The organism is Pilimelia columellifera subsp. columellifera, from assembly GCF_039532605.1.
Taxonomy (GTDB): domain Bacteria; phylum Actinomycetota; class Actinomycetes; order Mycobacteriales; family Micromonosporaceae; genus Pilimelia; species Pilimelia columellifera.
In genome coordinates this window covers 1-17,041 of the sequence record NZ_BAAARY010000027.1, presented here as the reverse complement: position 1 = coordinate 17,041, position 17,041 = coordinate 1, and the positions used below count along the sequence as shown (strand labels likewise).

The window sequence follows — 17,041 nt, the reverse complement described above, 5'->3', positions numbered from 1 at the left end:
GCTACAACCAGCGCTGCGAACCGTTCCGCTGGACCAAAACCGCCGCCGACATCCTCACCAAAGCCAACCGTCAAAAGACCTCAGACACGCGATACTAGCGAGCCCGACGCCATTTTCTCCCTACCGACCGGCCGTACACGTAGCCGCGATCCGACGGCCCAGACGACGTTCAAGGAGTTAACAAGAAAATGCCCCGGCCGACTGGCCCGGGGCATCTTCGATCGTCTACTCGAACGCGAAACTGGCTTCCACGATCAGTGGTCGGCCAGCAACGTCGTGCTTTGCAGTTCTGTGACGTGCCCCCGGCAGGGCACCAACCTGCGCTACGTGACGCTTCCGGCGGACCGGCCATGCGGGCCACGGGCAATCACCCCGCGTTTACCCCCCCGAAAACCCTTGCGAAGCGTTGACAAGAAGTGACGACCGTTGATCACCCGCGGTTCAAGGTTTCGGCAGGTCGGCGCGCAGATATAATAACCGACCACAAGCTAGCCTGACATGGGCGTTGTAGCTGCTGGTGATGTCGGCCAGCCCGGCGGAGGTGGTGAGGACCACGACTGGGATGGTCCGAGTGTCGGACTGGTCTTGGTCACGGTGAGAACTTCGTGCCGATGCACGACGAGCGTCTTCAGGTCGATCAGGATCAGGTCAGGGTCGGGGCGCCTCACCGTACGGGGTGTCGCCGCGGGGAGGCCAGCGCGTCGGCGCCGCTGTGGACGGCGTACATCCTGGACGGTGCCTTTTCGGTGAGCCGAGTGTGTCGTATTCTGGTCGGCTGCTCTCTCGCTGGAAAGGACCAATCAGGATGTCGATCAGATCCTTCGAAGGACTGCAGCGGGCCGACGAACGGACCCTGCGGTGTCTTCCCGGCGGGCTCGGCGTCGGTCTGCAACTGCGGCCTGAGGACGCCGCGGAGTACCAGCAGGAAGTTGCCGGTCGGTTCACCCTCGACGATCGAGTCGCCGAGGGTACCCGTAACAGCTACGAGCACCTGCGGACCGTGTTCGCGTACGGCGTGCTGTGCTACGAGATCTACACCCTCGTCGGCGACCACGCCCTCCTTGTCATCGAGCAGGCCCTTCGCGATCGCTTCGTCGACTTCCACGGCGGGACCGTTACCTTCATCGACCACATCGGCGCCGAGCACCACGTTGCAGTGGCCCGCTACGTCGACGTCCATTCGTTCCTGCGGGCCAACCGGCCACCACGCGGCCGGCAGTGCTGGCGGCTACGGCTGGCGAGGGGTGCCACGATGGCCTTCCGCGACGGCATGCTCCACGACCTGCGCACTTGGGCGCGCAAGGCCGGCCTGTTGCGGGGACAACGCAACCACGGGATCGAACGAGCGCTGGTCGAGCTACGGAACTTCGTCGCGCACCCTACCGGCTACCAGTTGTACGGCCCGGTGGAAGCGGCCCGGACTCTGCACGATCTCGCTGAAATCATCAACCAGCTGTGGGGCGCGTCGACTCCAGGGGGACGGTTGTACCCCGCACCGACCCGACGTGAGGTCGTCGTGATGGCATGGTCGACCGACGGCAGCGAGCGGATCACCGTGACTGCCGAGGCCCTGGCAGACTCAGTCGATCCAGACGACCGGCCATGGCAGTGCATCATCCTCCGTGCGGTCTTTCGACCCGACGAGGGCTACGCCGACCCCGCCCTACGCTCCTACGACTCTCGGGTCGAGGCCACCCTCTACCCGACAGACCTACTCTGGGGGCCGGGCACCATCACCGACGCCGCCGCCTGGTACGCGCAGCACAAGACCCAATCAGACATGATCGACCACCTCGACCAGACCTTCCTCATCCGCCATCATGACGACCTGCTGTGTCAGCCCGTCCGGCCGCAGCACGCTGCCGCCGCGCCCTGCGATGCCCAGGCCGGCACCTGGTACGCGGTCAAGGCCGACCACCCCAACGACGCCTACCAGCACGTCCGCAACATCGTCACGGCAGCAGGCTGCCAACCTCACGGCCAGTGCAACAACTGCCACGCCGAGACACTCAATGTCGGGCCGCACCACACAGCTACCGCCGGAACCCTCGCCACGGTCCCCCTGCCGCCGGACGTGGCAACGCCATGGGCGCAGCCGCGTGCTCGGGAGATGCCGGCATAAGACATCGAGAGGCCCCGGAAACGCCACCAAGGCCGGCCGCTCACCTCCTCCACGAACCACGGACACCGCCGACTGCTGGACGATCACGACACCCGCGCCAATCGCGCCGAAGGACACTGCGTTCACACAGTGGTCCGGTCGCTCCGCAGGTCGTTGCGGTACGCCCGTGTGGTCACCGCGTCGCGGTCCCGGAACCCGGCCCGGGGCAGGGGCCGGGCCGCGACAACACCGGATACGAACACGCCCCACATCCGTGGCCGGCTTCGTCGACGAGAGGTGCTGGCCATCGCACACCGGATCACACTGATCGGGATGGGCGTCATGGTTGACCTTCACCGCCCGCCAGTTCGGCCCTGACGACCCGCGCGGTGGATCACCGGCTGGGAGGATTACCGGACCCGGTTGGGCGCCTGCACGGACATCGAGATCCGCCTCTGGGGTGACTGATAACCAGTCTCCCGAGCGTGACCCGCAGGGGAACGCCGCTCGCGGAGCGTCGCTCTCTGGACCGCAGGGTAGAGGACCCCTACCTCACCCGGATCTGGGTACCACGCGCTTCTCCGGCCGGCGTGTCTCCCCCACCCAGGACCCGGCGAGGCTCGTACGCTAGTACGAGGCGGCCACCACTGATCCTCTCGGCAGCTCACCGTCCCAGCCTCTTGCTACGTCGCGTGTTCGAATGCGAGCCTCCGTGCCTCAGCTCCCCGAGATCAACTGGCAGCAAATCCGCGGCAAGGCACCCACCGGCTCACGCCAGGACGGGTTCGAGGAGCTCGGTAGTCAGCTGATGATGGCCGGCGGGCTGGTCACGTGGCCCGCCGGCTCCGACCTCACGCGGTTGGGCAACCCCGACGGTGGGCGGGAAGGGCGCGGCAAGCTTCCAAGCGGTGAGGTCTGGGCTTGGCAGACCAAGTACCTCTTCAGGCTGGGCGACGCTGAGTGGCGTCAGATCGACAAGTCGGTCCGGCGGACGTTGCAGCAGGAACCCGTGTTGGCCCGCTACTACGTGATCTTGCCCTACGACCGTCCCGGTGGTGACACCGAGAGGACGGCGAGCGCGTGGACGAAGTGGAACACGCACGTCGCCGCCTGGGAGGCCGCCGCGTCAGAGGCCGGCATGACGGTCGAGTTCGTGTACCTCGGTGCCGCCGAACTCAACGTGTGCCTTCTGCAGCCGTCGCAAGCTGGACGGCTACGATACTGGTTCGATCTTGAAGTTTTCACGCAGGAGCGATTTAGGGGTATCGCTGCGGCGGCTGCAGCAGATGCGGGTGGACGCTACAGCCCCAAGCTCAATGTAGAACTGCCCATCGGGGCCGCGTTCGAGGGTCTCGCCCGCCGGCCGTCGTTCGAGGTGGCGGTGCGCACGAGACGTGCGGCCTTGCGGCGGGGGCGCGGCACGTTTGGCCTGTCGAAGCCCGACGAGCGGCCGGACCTGTTCGAGCCAGCGCTATCAGCGCTGGACGTCGCGCTGAAGGATCTCGACGGCCAACTCGGCGAAGCGGCCCAGGTGGCGGGCCGAGCGACGGGAACGCTTCCGGATTTGAGTTCCACGGTGTTCCCTACACAAGGGGCCCTTCGAGGCGTCGCCGAGCTGCTCCGAGAACACTGCCTGACAGATGACCGCCTCTACATCAACAGCGCCGGCAGCCTCCACAGCCAAGTGTCGGCACTCCGCGCGGCTCTGGGCGAACTGAACTCCTTCATGGAAGGAAGATCCTGGCGCGCCTTCGAAGCGGCAGCAGTTCTGATTACCGGTCCGGGTGGCGCCGGCAAGACTCACCTACTCTGCGATCTCGCTGAGGCACGCGTCGCCAATGGCCTCCCGACGATCATCGTCCTCGGTGAACAATTCGAGACCGGGCCGATCGAGGCGGATCTCGGCCGTATCATCGGCTTCCGAAATCCCGAAGGTGCGCTGCTGGCTACGTTTGAGGCCGCATGTCAGGCTGCTGAACAGGTCGGCCTGATCCTCATCGACGGGCTGAACGAACCGAATGATCGAAGCCTATGGAACAGGTATCTGCAGAGCTTCCTCAACGACGCCGCGCAGCACCAACACATCAGGGTGGTTCTCACGTGTCGCACTGAGTTCCTCACCGAAACACTGTCCGACACCCTGCAGTACCGTCTGCCGGCCTTCCCGCATTCAGGGTTCGAGGAGGTCCCGCAGGAGGCTGTTCGGACATTCTTGGACTGGTACAAGATCGAGCGTCCCTCGTTCCCGATGCTGGACCCCGAACTGACCAATCCACTGTTCCTTAAGCTCCTCTGCACGGCGTTGGAGACTAACGGGGAAACGCGTTTTCCTCGGGAGGGCTTGGGAGCCTCCTGGATCTACGGCAGCTTCCTCGAGGCGATGGACACGCGGCTCTCGTCCGAGGACCGCTGCGACTACGCTCCCGGTGCCGGGCTGGTCCAGCGTGCCGTCGAGCAGGTGGCCGCCGCCATGCGGGGACGCGGGCGACGGCTGCCATGGGATGAGGTCGACCACATCACCTCGTCGCTGCTTCCCGAGCGCACGTGGAGTCGCAGCCTGCTCAACGGGCTATTGAAGGAGGCGGTCTTTTCCGAGCTCTCGGTCAAGGGGCAGCGCTACATCCGGTTCGGTTACGAGCGGCTGGGCGACATCGCCGGAGCCCGCCTCATCATCGCCGACGGCATTGACGGCCTGAAGAGCGAGATACAAACCCTGGCCGAGCGCTGGCACAGTAACGCTGGGATTCTTCAGGCCCTCGCAACTCTCCTTCCCGAGCATCACGGCGTCGAGCTCGTGGACCTTCTCGAGATCTCGGTCGATGACTATTCAGCATACGGCGACTTCCTTGTCAGCGTCAGTTGGCGCCGACCAGACGCGGTCAGTGACCGCACCAAGGAACTGGTCCAGGGGCTCCGGGCTCACCGCTACTACGCGGACGACGCGAACAGCGCGCTGCTGCATGTCGCCACCGTCCCCGGCCACTCGCTGAACGCGGAGTGGCTTCACGGCCAGCTCATTGACCTGACGATGCCGGAACGGGACACCGCCTGGTCCAACTTCTGCGATCAGCAGCAGGAGTCCAATGGCCCCCTTCACGCCCTGATCGAGTGGGCGTGGTCTGATGCGGGCTACCACTCCGACGACCACACCCGCCGCCTTGCCTCGCTGGCGCTGTGCTGGGCGTTGTGCTCGACCCACCGGCCAACCCGGGACAACGCCACGAAAGCACTCATCGCGCTACTGGAACGCGCCCCGCACCTGTACGGCCCGATCCTGAACCGCTTCATCGATGTCAACGACGACTACGTCGAGGAGCGTCTGCTGTCGGTGGGGTGCGGCATCACCCAGCGCATTCGACCGGAACGCCGTCGTGAGCGTTGCAACGGCCGTCGCGGAATTCACCCTCGCGCGCGACTACTGGCCGGAGAACTACCTGAGCCGCGACTATGCCCGTCGGGCGATCGACGCAGCTCTGAAGGTCGACTGGGAGCCAGACATCGCCGACGTCGCTGCACGCATCCAACCGCCCTACGCATCACAGTGGATTTCGCCAAAGCAGAGCAAACGGGAAGCGCGGGAGCTTACCGGCCCGCCGGACTACCGATACAACGCTGTGCACCATCTGGCTATGTCCGACTTCGACGACTTCCGCAAGCACGAAGTCGAATCCCTAGTCTCGACCTTCAAACTGGGCAACGACCTCAACGCGGACCAGCTGGGGCTGATCCTCTTCGAACAGGCACTCACCCTCGGCTGGACCCCGGAACGCTTCGAACGTATCGACCGAAACATCTCACGCATGCGCTCCGCACACGAGAAAGAGCATGACGGTTACGCACTGAAGTACACCTGGATCGCGTTCAAGCAACTCGTCGGCCGCATCACAGACCGATTCGAGCTCAACCCGAGCCAACGTGACGACGACCGAACCCACTACGAGACACCGCTCGACGTCCGGGGCCACGACATTGACCCCTCCGTCCTCCAGCGCCGCACCGAGAACCGGGTCTACGCAGACACTCCGCCGCAGTGGTACGCACCTGCAGAGGTGAACTTTCCCAGTCACCTTGACCCTGGCTGGGCCAGCAACGACAACCACATCCCAGAGCTCGATCGCCAGCTCGTGTGCAAGGACGCCGCGGGGAAAACGTGGCTAACCCTCGGGGGGGGACTACCACTGGTCCCAACCACAGGCGCCCGAGAAGGCCGCCGACCGGGAGCCCCATCACGTTGTGTGGGCGCAAATTCGCTCGTACCTCATCGACGCCCAGGACTTGCCGGCATGGGAGATGTGGGCCGATGGCAAGAACTGGCACGGTCGCTGGATGCCCGAGTCAGGCAGCCCAACCGGGCTCTTGCTCGCCGACCACCCGTACGAAGCCGACTGGCCTAACCTAGAAGGGCGAAACAGCACTCCGGGAGAAGGGGCCACCCCGGGAGCCCTGACGGTGACAACGACCCGCTACGGCGGCGTCAGCGACTGGGACCGGTCTGACAGCAAACACCTCTACACCTACATGCCCTCCACTGCGCTCTGCACCGCCCTCAACCTCAACCGCACGGGCGAGTTTCAGTGGGGCCGCGGCACCCAGACGCTCGCAGAAAGCTTCGCCGCGCGCGGCACCGGCCCGGATACCGTCCACGTCGAGGCCGGCCTTCTCGGCTCGGCACTCGCGGCTAGTAAACAGTGCCTGATGTGGACCATTCTGGCGGCAAAGGAAACCACGATGCCCCACCACCGATGGCCTGAAGATGGCGCACAGGTCTCCCGAATCTACTCAGCGTCGTACGCCTTCGATGGCATCAACATCCGGCGGCTCGACGCCAATGCCCGAACCCTGCTCGCGGGCGGAGGCGAGACCAACCCCGCGAGATGGTCGCTGCCGTCCACTATCCCCATCTAGATCCGCAGTGGCAGCTCGCCGAGCGGGCTGCGACGAGGACTGCGGCGACCACATCGCCAACCGGGGGCCGTAAGAAATGGTGTCACGGGGCGCACAGGCTAGCGGTCGCGCCTGACCGAACCGGCCAGCGCGCCCTACAAGGTGAAGCGCACGCCCACGCGGGCCGGCCTGCGGAGGCTCGGCGAATGCGGCGTGCTTGGTGAGTGCGTGATGGAGGGTGTCGGGCGTGCGGCCGTAGTCGTTGCCGCCGGCTCGGGTCAGCAGCCGGTCACGCATGGCGGCTCGGTCGATGTTGAGGACCATGAGGCGGTCGAACATGTCTGCGAAGTCGAACGCGTTGTCGGCGCGTCCGTTTCACCGTGCGGACTGTGGCTGTGAGCTTTCGGGGCAGTCAGGGCCTACCCAGCCATCTAGGCTACTCCCCCACATGACGTATGACGCCGGGGCTGTCACACCCGTGTGCAACCGTCTGTCTTCGATGGACCACAGACTGTCGATTTAGCTCGGTCGTTGAGGAGGACCGCTTGGCAGTACATGAGCACCACCCCGATCTTTTCACGGTCGAGGACGCGTCGTCGGAGCCGTCGACAATCGAGATTCGCTCGCCTGCCGGGGACGCGTCGGTGCGGGCAAGGTGGCGAGCGCTAGTTCTCACCGACCCGGTGGCTCGCCTGGTTCGCAACGCGGGACATGCCGGTATCGACGATGACGTCTTCGACCTGCGGCAGTTGGCCCTCGCCGCGATCGACGTGGCGGTCGCCTCGATGGGGTTCGCCCGGCAAATCACTCTGGCGCAGTTGGTGGATACCGTCGCCGGGCTCGCTCGGCTGATGGACGGCCGGGAGGACTCGGCGGCGGCGGTTGAGACTGCGCGGTGGGTGGTTCGGGGTCTGCTCAACGATGCCGAGAATCAAGGCAAGTTCGTATACGTCTTTCATGACATTCGTTCAACGCCGCACCGGCGGGAGGAGTATGCCTTCAGGCTGCTGTCGTTGCAGGACAGCCCGTCCGGCGCGGTCGTGCAGGCGTCGCCGCAGGCGGTCATGCTCTACCTCAACGGTCTGAACCTCGATGTCGATGACGCTGAGGAGGCCCTGTCGGTGGTATTGCGTCGCCAGTTGGACGACCGCCGTTTCGAGGCTGCCGGCCGCACCGCGGAGACGGCCGAGCGTGCATCGGTGGCGATGGCTGCCACCCTCGCAGACATCATCGAGTCGACTCGCCGCGACGTACGTTCAGCCGACTGGCTGGTGGATGTTCCTGCACGGCTGGCCCGTGCGCGCAAGCACGTGAAGGCGCGGATCGAAGCGGACGGCCAGGTGATCGGTCATGTCATGTCCGGTATCGATGCGGAGTCGGATGCTGCCGTTCGACGCGCGTCCGGTGATCTGGTCGAGACGTTGCAGCGGATCCGCGACGTGCACCTCGATCTCGCGTCTCGTGCCGCCGGCGCACGGGAGGTGCTCCAGCAGGCGCAACTGCGCCAGGTGTTCAGCCGGCCCGTGCGGTTACGGCTGCTCAACGTCGAACGGGAGCTGTTCGAACCGATCCTGACGATGACCACCGCCGATGCGCAGGCCGTCGGCGAGGCGTTCACCGACCGGATTCTGGGGTTCCGGCTCCCGCGGGTGCTACACCTGGGTGATCTGGTGGACACTCTGCTCGCTTCGACCCGGCAGGTCACGCCGGTCGGGTACGCCCCGGAGGACCCCGGCAACGCCGACGAGGCCGATGCCCAGGCATACCCGCCAAAAGTCATCGCGGCAGCCACGAAGATTCTGCGCCAGGCCGAACACGGGCCGGTACCGCTCACCCAGTTGGTCGACGCCGCCACCGCCGTCGACCCCGACGAGGTGGACGGAGCGGTCGAGGACCTCATCGAACTAGTCACCCTTGCAGCCCTGTGGGCCTACGCTCCCGACCTGCCCGAACCGGGAGATTCACCCTCTGCCGGCATCGACACCTTGATTGCGGCCCTGGAAGCAGAGCGCACAGCCCACACCATCGACCGGCCCATGGTGTGGGGCAACCAGTTGATGATCTCCGCGATTGAGGCGGCCTCATGAGTATTTCCCTGGAAGACGTCCGACGCGCCGCTGAACTGGTGACCTTCGGGCTGCGCCACGGCGCCCGTCCAACTGACGGAAACCCTTACGGGCTGCTGCTGCACCGCTACCGCACCGAGGCGGCATTCAGCGAGTTGGTCGAGGTACTCGCCAGCGGACTCGGTCTCGCCGTACTAGGCACTCCGGCGCGTACCGGCATCGTGGTGACCACCCAACCCGGCAGCGTGTTCGCTACCCGCACCTCCGACCTACGTAGCACCAACATGGGCCCGGACGACAAGCTGGTGGCCGGTCTAGTAACCCTTGCGATCGCCGCGTACGCCTTCCCCCACCCGCGGGACCTGGACAGCACCGACGTAAAGATCGTCGAAGTTGTCAACCTGGACGCCTTCATCCGCTCGGCAATTGCGCGTGTGGCCGCAACAACTGGCGAAGACGGCAACGACGCACAGGCACGTCGGGCCGCCGACCTCTACGACCGGATGAGTGCCTTCCTACCCAAGGCGAACCAGGCAGGCCCTGCCAAGGGATGCACGCAGTGGGCCATCGGCGAGGTCCTCGGCTGGCTCGTCGACCGCGGAGCGGCCCGCCCAGCGCCGACCATGGGCGCCACCACGTACCAGCTCACCGACCGCTTCCGGCTCTTGGTCGCCGACGTCGGCGGCGGTGAAGCTCTCGAAGCGCTGCGCACTGCCCGACGCGAATCGGAGACCAACTGATGCCCGCTCCTGCCAGGCTGTGGAGGATCCGCAGGATCTACCTCGACCGCATCGGCGCCCCCGCCGCCCGCTTCCGCGACGTGTGGCTGGAGTTCGGTAGCCGCACCGGGAACCCGCTCGACACCATCCTGTGGATGCGTAACGGCGGCGGCAAATCCACACTGATCGCGTTGATCTGCGCATCGATCCGGCCCGCGCGTAACGACTACCTTGCCACCGCCGAGACCGGCCGCCACCTCGAGGACTGCGTGCTGGGCGCCGACACTGCCCATATCGCCATCGAGTGGCAGGACCCGGACGGACGACGCATGGTCACGGGCGCCGTCTACGAATGGACCGACCGTATCCAGCCCGCAGACCCGAACGCCTCCTGGGAGCAGCTGCAACAGCGTTGGTACGCGTTCACCCCTTCGCGCCCGGCTGCCGAGATCGAGGTCCTGCCGTTCCATGACGGCAACCAGCACCCGACGACACTGAAGGCGTTCGCTGATGCGATCGCTGCGTTGCCGCCCGAGGCGGACTCCGTGGTGATCGACTACAAAGATCAAGGAAAGTGGACTAGCGCTCTACAGGACCGTGGCCTTGATCCCGCTCTGTTCACCGCCATCCTGAAGATCAACGCCAGCGAGGGCGGCATCGAGAAGCAGTTCAAGTTCTCTACGACCGACGAGTTCGTGCGTTACCTACTCAGCCTGGTCGGCGACTCTGCAACATCCCGCAGGCTGTCTACCATGCTGGGCAAGCACCGCGCCAGCATCGCCCGCCACCCGCGCCTGCGCACCGAACTCGACTTCACGAGTGAAGCCGTCCAACACCTCAAACTCCTCAAGGAAGACCACCAGCGACTCCACGAAGCCGACGAGGGCCGCGCCACGCAGGGCCATCGTGCGCGAAACTTGGCCGCTTCCTTCTCAGCGGCAGCCGCCCACGCACGCATTCAGGTTGCCCGCCACAGCGCGGACGCTGGTGAGCAACGCGACCGTCACAAGCAGGCCGCCGACAACGCCGACGTCTACGAGTCTCTACACCGCGAGTACCAGTGGTGGGCGGCGCATCTACTCGAAGAGGCCGCCCGGGCCGTCAGCGCAGACGCGGAGAAGACCGTCGCCGAGCGTGACCAGCTACGCCAAGCGTGGCACCTGGTTCCAATCCTGGTCCAGCACGCGGAGCTGTCAGCGGAGCTCAAGGGCCTCCGCGAGCAGCAGACACGCGACAAAGCCGACGCCGCTCCCGTCCGTCAGCGCTACCAGCAAGCTGCCGCCCAGTTGATCGCGGTGCTCTACCGATCCCGGCGCGATCTCGAAGCCACCATCGACACGAACGAGGCGACCGCCGCCGCTGCCGAGAAGGAACGGCGGAAGGCCCAGGACAAGGTCGCAGAGGCTGATCGTGAACTCGGTGCCCTGACTGCCGAGTGCGTCCAGCTGAGGCAAAGCATCACCGTGTTCGAGACATCGGTGGCTAGCGCAGTCGCCGACGAGCACCTGCCGGTCGGCGCCGATCTAGCCGACACGCACACCGCGTGCGCCGGCCAGCAGACCCGGCTGCTGCACGAGCTGGACGTGGAAATACCGAACGCGGCGAACGCGCTGGCCGAAACGCGCTCGCCCATCGACGCTGAACACCGCGAGCTGGGCACCCAGATCGCCAACATCAAAACCGCGCTGCGCAATCTCAACGACGAGCTCCAGGAGCTGCTTGAGCAGATCAGCCGGCTCGGCAGCCACAACCGACTTACTCTGCTGGCCCAGGCCGACACCGTTGACCCGGTCGCCGAAAACGGCGCTCTCCAGCAAGCACTGACTGATGCGATCATTGAGATCGACCGCGAGCGCATCGATCTTTCCGTCGAGGACGCCGACGACCGGCGAGCACTGCAATCACTCGCTGGGCAACCCGGCCTTCTCCCGGCATCGCTAGACCTGACCCGCGCCGCCGACGTCCTGCGCGAGCACAGTATTCCCGCGGCTACCGGCTGGCACTACCTCGCCGACGCGGTCGCACCTGCGTTATGGCAACGCGCCATCACCAATGCGCCATCCCTGGTCGCCGGCCTGCCGGAACCTGTCAAGTCAACTGAGACAGTTTGTTGATTTTGTTTAGCTTTTACTGTCTGGCTGCGTGGTCGCCGACGGGCCGGTGAACTGGTCCGTGTCGTGGTTGTCGGGTTTGTTGATCCATGCCCGGTCGGGGAGGCGGGGCGGCTGCGGCCGATGGCGGCCGAACCGCTGCGGATGCGCCGCCCAGGCGGCGTCGAGGGTGCGTTGGCGCTGTTCGCGGATCTGTCCGGCGGCGCCGTGGTGGACCGAGGCGGGGGTGTGCAAGCCGATCCCGGAGTGCCGGTGTTCGTGGTTGTAGTAGGTGTAGAAGGCTTCGCAGTGCTGCCGGGCGTGTTGGATCGACCCGAACCGCTCGGGGAACGTCGGGTCGTACTTGAGTGTCTTGAAGCTGGCCTCGATGTACGGGTTGTCGTTCGACGTCTTGGGTCGGCTGTGGCTACGGCCGATCTTCAGATCGGTCAGGAGTTGGGTGAGGGTCTTGCTGGTCATCGCGGCGCCGCGGTCGGCGTGCACGGTCAGCTGATCGGGGTCGACGCGTTCGCGGGCGGCGGCGTCGGCGATGAGCGCTTCGGCGAGCTGCCCGTCCTCGTATGCGGCGATCAGGTGCCCGACGACGTAGCGGGACCAGATGTCGATCACCGTGTAGAGGTGGAACCAGACGCCCTTGTGTGGGCCGCGGAGCTTGGTGATGTCCCAGGACCAGACCTGGTTCGCCGCCTCGGCCACCAGTTCGGGCTTGGTGCGGGCCGGATGCGTGGCCTGGCTACGGCGTTCACCGCTTTGACCGGCGGCGCGCAGGATCCGGTACATGGTGGACTCCGAACACCACCAGCGGCCTTCGTCGAGTTCCCGGGCCCATACCTGCGCCGGCGCCAGATCGACGTGTTCGGGCCGGTTCAGCAGCTGCAGCACCTGCTCACGTTCGGCCTCCGACAGCGCCGACGGCGGCGGCTTACGCGGCGTGCGTGGCCTCGGCGGTGCTGGCGGGGTGCGGCGCCGATACAGCGTCGCCCTCGACAGGCCGGTCAGCCGGCAGGCGGGCGTGATGCCCCACAACGCTGTCAGCGCCTGCTGCGCCTGGGCGAGGACGGGCTCGGCGTCGGCACGGTGTCCGCGCTCTCGGAGAGCAGTTCCAAGAGCGCGTGCGCTTTTCCCATGATCGACAGGGCGGTCTGGGTCTTCGACAACTCGGCCTTCAGGCGGGCGTTCTCGCGCTGAAGGCGGGCGAGTTCGGCGTTCTCGGCTTTCTTCGCCGCCCGCGCGGCCGCTTGACGGCGGTCCGTCAGGCCGGCCGAGGCTCCGGCGTCCCGGGCCTTGCGCCAGTCGAGAATGTGTGACCCGTAGAGCCGTTCCCTGCGCAGGATCGCCCCACGAGCCGCCGCATCCGGTGCCGTGTCGTACTCGTCCAGGATCCGCGCCTTGAACTCTGCGGTGAACGTCCGCCGCTGGGGCCGGGCGTCCAGATCCGGGCTCTCGTGGGGCTTCGACGACATGCTGATGCGCTCTCCTTCAAGACCGTCCAGGAAAGTATCCCCTGGTAGAAGGCTGTCTCACATCAGCGTGACAGGGAGGGTGCTGGTGTACGACGCGGACGACCTAGGCGTCGCTCAGCAACGCCTGGACGCAGCTGCGCTAACCCCCGGCACCACCGTTCAGGTTGCCACCACCCGCGCCCTGCAGGTCGCCATCGACACCGGCCCGGGCGAGGTGGACGGCTTCGTCGTGGCGCCAGCCGCAGCACTCTTCGACCGCGACGCTGCCACCGCGGAGGTCGAGCGCCGGGAGACGGCCAGCGCGACTCGCGCCGAGCACCTGCGGCAGCTTGAACTCGCCCGTGACCGCGATAAGCAGCTGATCCACGAACTTGCGCTCCTGGCCACTATCTGCCCTCCGGGCCACCTTGAGCACCTCGCCGCCGAGCACAAACGCATCACCGCAGGGATCGACGTGGCAGAGAAGCGGCACAGCGTGCTCACCGCGCAGCTGGGCGACTTCAATGTCCGCGCGGCGCAGCTGAGCCGACAACGTGAGGAGACCATTAAGAGGGAAAGGATCATGAATTCCCGCGTCCATATCCTCGGCGGCCTGACCCACCAACTGCCCGCCATCGCGGAACTGCGTAACAAACTGGCCCAGGTACCTGCCGCACGCGAAGGCCTCGAGGCTGCTAGGGCGATCGCGGCGGCATCCGAACGGGAGTTACGCACGGCCGCTGAGCGTGCGAATGGTGATGTCAGCCGTGACCGGCGGATCGTCGCGGAATTCATTCGGGAGGCCACTCAGCTCGCCGACGCCGCGGGCGAGGCGACCGCCGAGGCCGAGGCCGTCACCCTTGCGCAGGCGCGAAGCACGTTCGGGACCGCCCGCACGGCCTATCAGATTCAAGCATCGCGCAACGTGATCGCCGCCCAAATCGAGGGCCTGGCCGGGCAGATGTCCCGTCTAACCGCCGCCATGGCGGCGGCAGACCAGGACGTCCGACACCTGGCCGATGACCTTGCGGCAACACCCGCCGCGGCCGACCCTGCTATGACCGCCGAACTCACAGCGACCTCCGAGGAGCAGTACGCCGAGGCGCTCGGTGATCGGGCCGTCAAGCGTAGCGACGCGGAGGACGCCGACAGGGCACTGCAGAAGGCCGGCCGCAATCGCCCACTTCGGGCCGAGCTGATGCTGCCGGTCACCGAACCTGCCGACCTCGACCACGCGCTACACCTGCGGGCAGGAGCCGAAGAGAGGCAGAAGTGCCACCGCGCACAGCAACAGGCCGCTGCCGAGGCTCTCGCCCGTCTGGAAGCGCGCATAGAGCGTCTGACGAATGACGCCGACCAGTTCGACAGCCTCGCCGCCAGCCTCATCAGCAACGACTGCCAAGTCACGGACGCCGCCATACCGCCCGCCGCCTATGCGGGAGCCATCACCGACGGCATGAGCGAGGCCGACGCGGCGCGCCGAGAGCTGGCCAAAGCAGACCGGAGTGTCGCCACTGCCCGCGCGGCCGTCACCGAGCGCGGCCATGTCATCAGCCGCTGGTCCGGCGAGGCGCGCTTCGCTGCCGTCTCCACTGAGGTGAAGGCTCGGTTCAGCGGCGGTGAGCACACCACCGGCTTGGCTGAGGAAGCCGACCATCTCATTGCAGAAATCGTCCTTTACAGAGCGAATCTTCAAGGGCAGATCGATGAGGTGGAGCAGGATAAGGAGATCGTCGTGTCCGCGCTCTGCGAAGAAGCCCGAACGTGCCTCAAGTTGCTGCAACGCGCACAGACGCAGGCGCAGCTCCCGGCTGGCATCGGCGACCACCTCAAGAATCGCCGTTTCCTCGACGTCGGCCCCAAGCGCGGCGTCGATACCAGCCCTCCGGTCATGCGCAGCCGCATCAGCACACTCGTGGACGGCCTCGTGCAGAGCGAAGCCAAGACGCAGCCCGACGGCAAGGCCCTGATCTGGCAGGCCGTCTCCGCCGCCGTCGGCGGTCCCGGCAACTTCATGGCACGCGTCCTGAAGCCGTCCACCAACCTCGCCGACGAACGGGAACCTGTCGAACGGATGGGCAAATGGTCCGGCGGGGAAAAGGTCACCATCAGTCTGTTGCTGTTCTGCATGCTCGCCCGCCTACGCGCGGCCAGCCGCGGCACCGATCATCCCGGTCTGGGTGTCCTACCGATGGACAACCCTCTCGGTACCGTCAACTACGTAGCGTTCCTGGATCTGCAACGACGGGTCGCCGCCGCCAACGGTATTCAGCTCATCTTCCTGTCCGGCCTGGCCGACATGCGCGCCATTGGCCGCTTCCCCAACGTCATCCGGATGAAGAACACCCACAACCACTATCGCACCTACGCCCAGGTCAGCGAACGCAACGTCAACGAAGACAACGTCGCCGCCGCCATCACCACCGCAAGGCTCACCTTCCCCCTCCAGGAGAGCCTGCTGTGACCGGCCCGAGCCCGTTGGCCCGTCACTTGGCCACAGCCGTCACCAACCACCGGACGACCCGGATACCGGTCAACGTCCTGCGGACCGCAGCCCATGCCGCGGATCTCTCGCTCGCCGGCCACCCAGACGCACGCCGCAGACTCGCCGCCGCGCTCGACGAACTCACCAGCGCCGGCCTCATCCGAACACCAGCAGCAACAACCCGGACTGCCTGGGACCACACCCTCCAGCCGCCACTACCCAACTGGGTGCAGCGCCTCACCGCACAACGGGCTCCGATCACCCTCCCGGCGCCAGTTACCACCGCCTGGCACGCACGACTCGCCTGGGCCGCCGCGTTCGTCGCCAGTGAACGCCCCACCGACAACGAACTCGCCCTGCTCCATGCAGCGAACCGTTACCTCGCGGGGCACCAGCCGCCCGAGATCGTCCCGATGCGGGAGCGCTCCTGGGAGTTGCTCCGCGAGGAGAAGGCCCTCGACGCCCTCATTCGGGGACGACTGTTTGCCGCGAACCGCCTTACCCTGGCGGACCTGCATTGCGAGCGCATACCCCTGCCCCCGGTCCAATGGCAGGTCGGCGACGGCCCCGCCGCACTTCTGGTCGAGAACCACACCACCGCCCACAGTCTCGCCTGCTGGCTGCCTGCCAACGGCTCCGTCGGCACCGTCATCTGGACCGGAGGCAGCCAGCTCCCGCAAATCCTTGCCTCCATGCCAGCAGACTGGTCCCGTCCCCTGTCCTACTACGGAGACGTTGACCTGCGCGGTATCGAGATCGCTGCCGACGGCAACCATCACGCCCAAGCCCTCGGGCTCGGTCCGCTGACCCCGGCGTCGAACCTGTACCGCCTGCTGCTCGAGGTCGGCGCACCGGTCAAGCCCAAGACGCGTGCCCGGATCATCGCCGCCGACCACGCCATCCTCAACTGGTTCCCGCCTGACCTGCGCGCACCTATTGGCGTCATCATCGCGGCAGGCCAACGCATCCCTCAGGAAGCAACTGGCCGCAGCCAACTGAGCAACATCGATCCGAACGAGTTCGCCCTCTGCGGCGCCGCGACGAGTCCTCCATCCTCGCCGGGACATTGATCACCGACGCGGCGTCCCGTCCATGTTCTGCGGCGTCGGCGACCAGCTCGGCCTCCGTCGCCCACCTAAGACCGTGTGTCAGTTGGGGTTGTTGCTGGTCAACAGGTCGAGGCGGACGGCGCGGCGGTAGCAGATGACAGCGCATGCAGCAGCAACGAATGCG

Annotated in this window: 10 protein-coding genes; 8 read left to right on the top strand and 2 right to left on the bottom strand. The window is 66.3% G+C overall.

Annotated features, from left to right (window positions below; translation table 11 throughout):
• Positions 1-805 precede the first annotated feature (805 nt).
• From ABD287_RS17030 to ABD287_RS17005, 6 genes are all read left to right on the top strand, one after another.
• Entirely contained in the window at positions 806-2,122 is a 1,317-nt protein-coding gene (locus ABD287_RS17030; protein WP_344174297.1) for a hypothetical protein, read from the top strand.
• A 691-nt stretch (positions 2,123-2,813) separates the two neighbouring features.
• Entirely contained in the window at positions 2,814-5,930 is a 3,117-nt protein-coding gene (locus ABD287_RS17025) for an NACHT domain-containing protein (RefSeq protein WP_344174295.1), read from the top strand.
• 404 nt (positions 5,931-6,334) lie between these two features.
• On the top strand, positions 6,335-7,006 hold the full coding sequence (locus tag ABD287_RS17020) for a hypothetical protein (protein ID WP_344174293.1): 672 nt from the start codon (positions 6,335-6,337) through the stop codon (positions 7,004-7,006).
• Between the two features lie 728 nt (positions 7,007-7,734).
• Positions 7,735-9,072, top strand: coding sequence for a hypothetical protein (locus ABD287_RS17015; RefSeq protein ID WP_344174291.1), 1,338 nt, complete (start codon positions 7,735-7,737; stop codon positions 9,070-9,072).
• A complete protein-coding gene (locus ABD287_RS17010; RefSeq protein ID WP_344174289.1) occupies positions 9,069-9,791 on the top strand; it encodes a hypothetical protein in 723 nt (240 codons plus the stop codon). The genes ABD287_RS17015 and ABD287_RS17010 overlap by 4 nt, the downstream gene beginning before the upstream one ends.
• Positions 9,791-11,884 carry a coiled-coil domain-containing protein gene (locus ABD287_RS17005; protein WP_344174287.1) on the top strand — a complete coding sequence of 698 codons (2,094 nt, stop codon included), beginning with the start codon at positions 9,791-9,793 and terminating at the stop codon, positions 11,882-11,884. Before ABD287_RS17010 ends, ABD287_RS17005 begins: the two co-directional genes overlap by 1 nt.
• A 6-nt stretch (positions 11,885-11,890) precedes the next feature.
• On the opposite strand, the gene ABD287_RS17000 is transcribed toward ABD287_RS17005, so the two are convergent.
• Both ABD287_RS17000 and ABD287_RS16995 read right to left on the bottom strand, forming a co-directional pair.
• Positions 11,891-12,916 (bottom strand): IS3 family transposase, encoded by a 1,026-nt coding sequence (locus tag ABD287_RS17000; RefSeq protein ID WP_425565652.1) that lies wholly within the window; start codon positions 12,914-12,916, stop codon positions 11,891-11,893.
• Positions 12,913-13,344, bottom strand: a complete 432-nt coding sequence (locus tag ABD287_RS16995) for a hypothetical protein (protein ID WP_344174283.1) — start codon at positions 13,342-13,344, stop codon at positions 12,913-12,915. The genes ABD287_RS17000 and ABD287_RS16995 overlap by 4 nt, the downstream gene beginning before the upstream one ends.
• An 85-nt stretch (positions 13,345-13,429) precedes the next feature.
• Here ABD287_RS16995 and ABD287_RS16990 point away from each other — a divergent pair, with 85 nt between their 5' ends.
• Both ABD287_RS16990 and ABD287_RS16985 read left to right on the top strand, forming a co-directional pair.
• Positions 13,430-15,787, top strand: a complete 2,358-nt coding sequence (locus tag ABD287_RS16990; RefSeq protein ID WP_344174280.1) for a coiled-coil domain-containing protein — start codon at positions 13,430-13,432, stop codon at positions 15,785-15,787.
• Complete coding sequence (locus tag ABD287_RS16985; RefSeq protein WP_344174278.1) at positions 15,784-16,878, top strand: Wadjet anti-phage system protein JetD domain-containing protein; 1,095 nt, start codon at positions 15,784-15,786, stop codon at positions 16,876-16,878. Before ABD287_RS16990 ends, ABD287_RS16985 begins: the two co-directional genes overlap by 4 nt.
• Positions 16,879-17,041 lie beyond the last annotated feature (163 nt).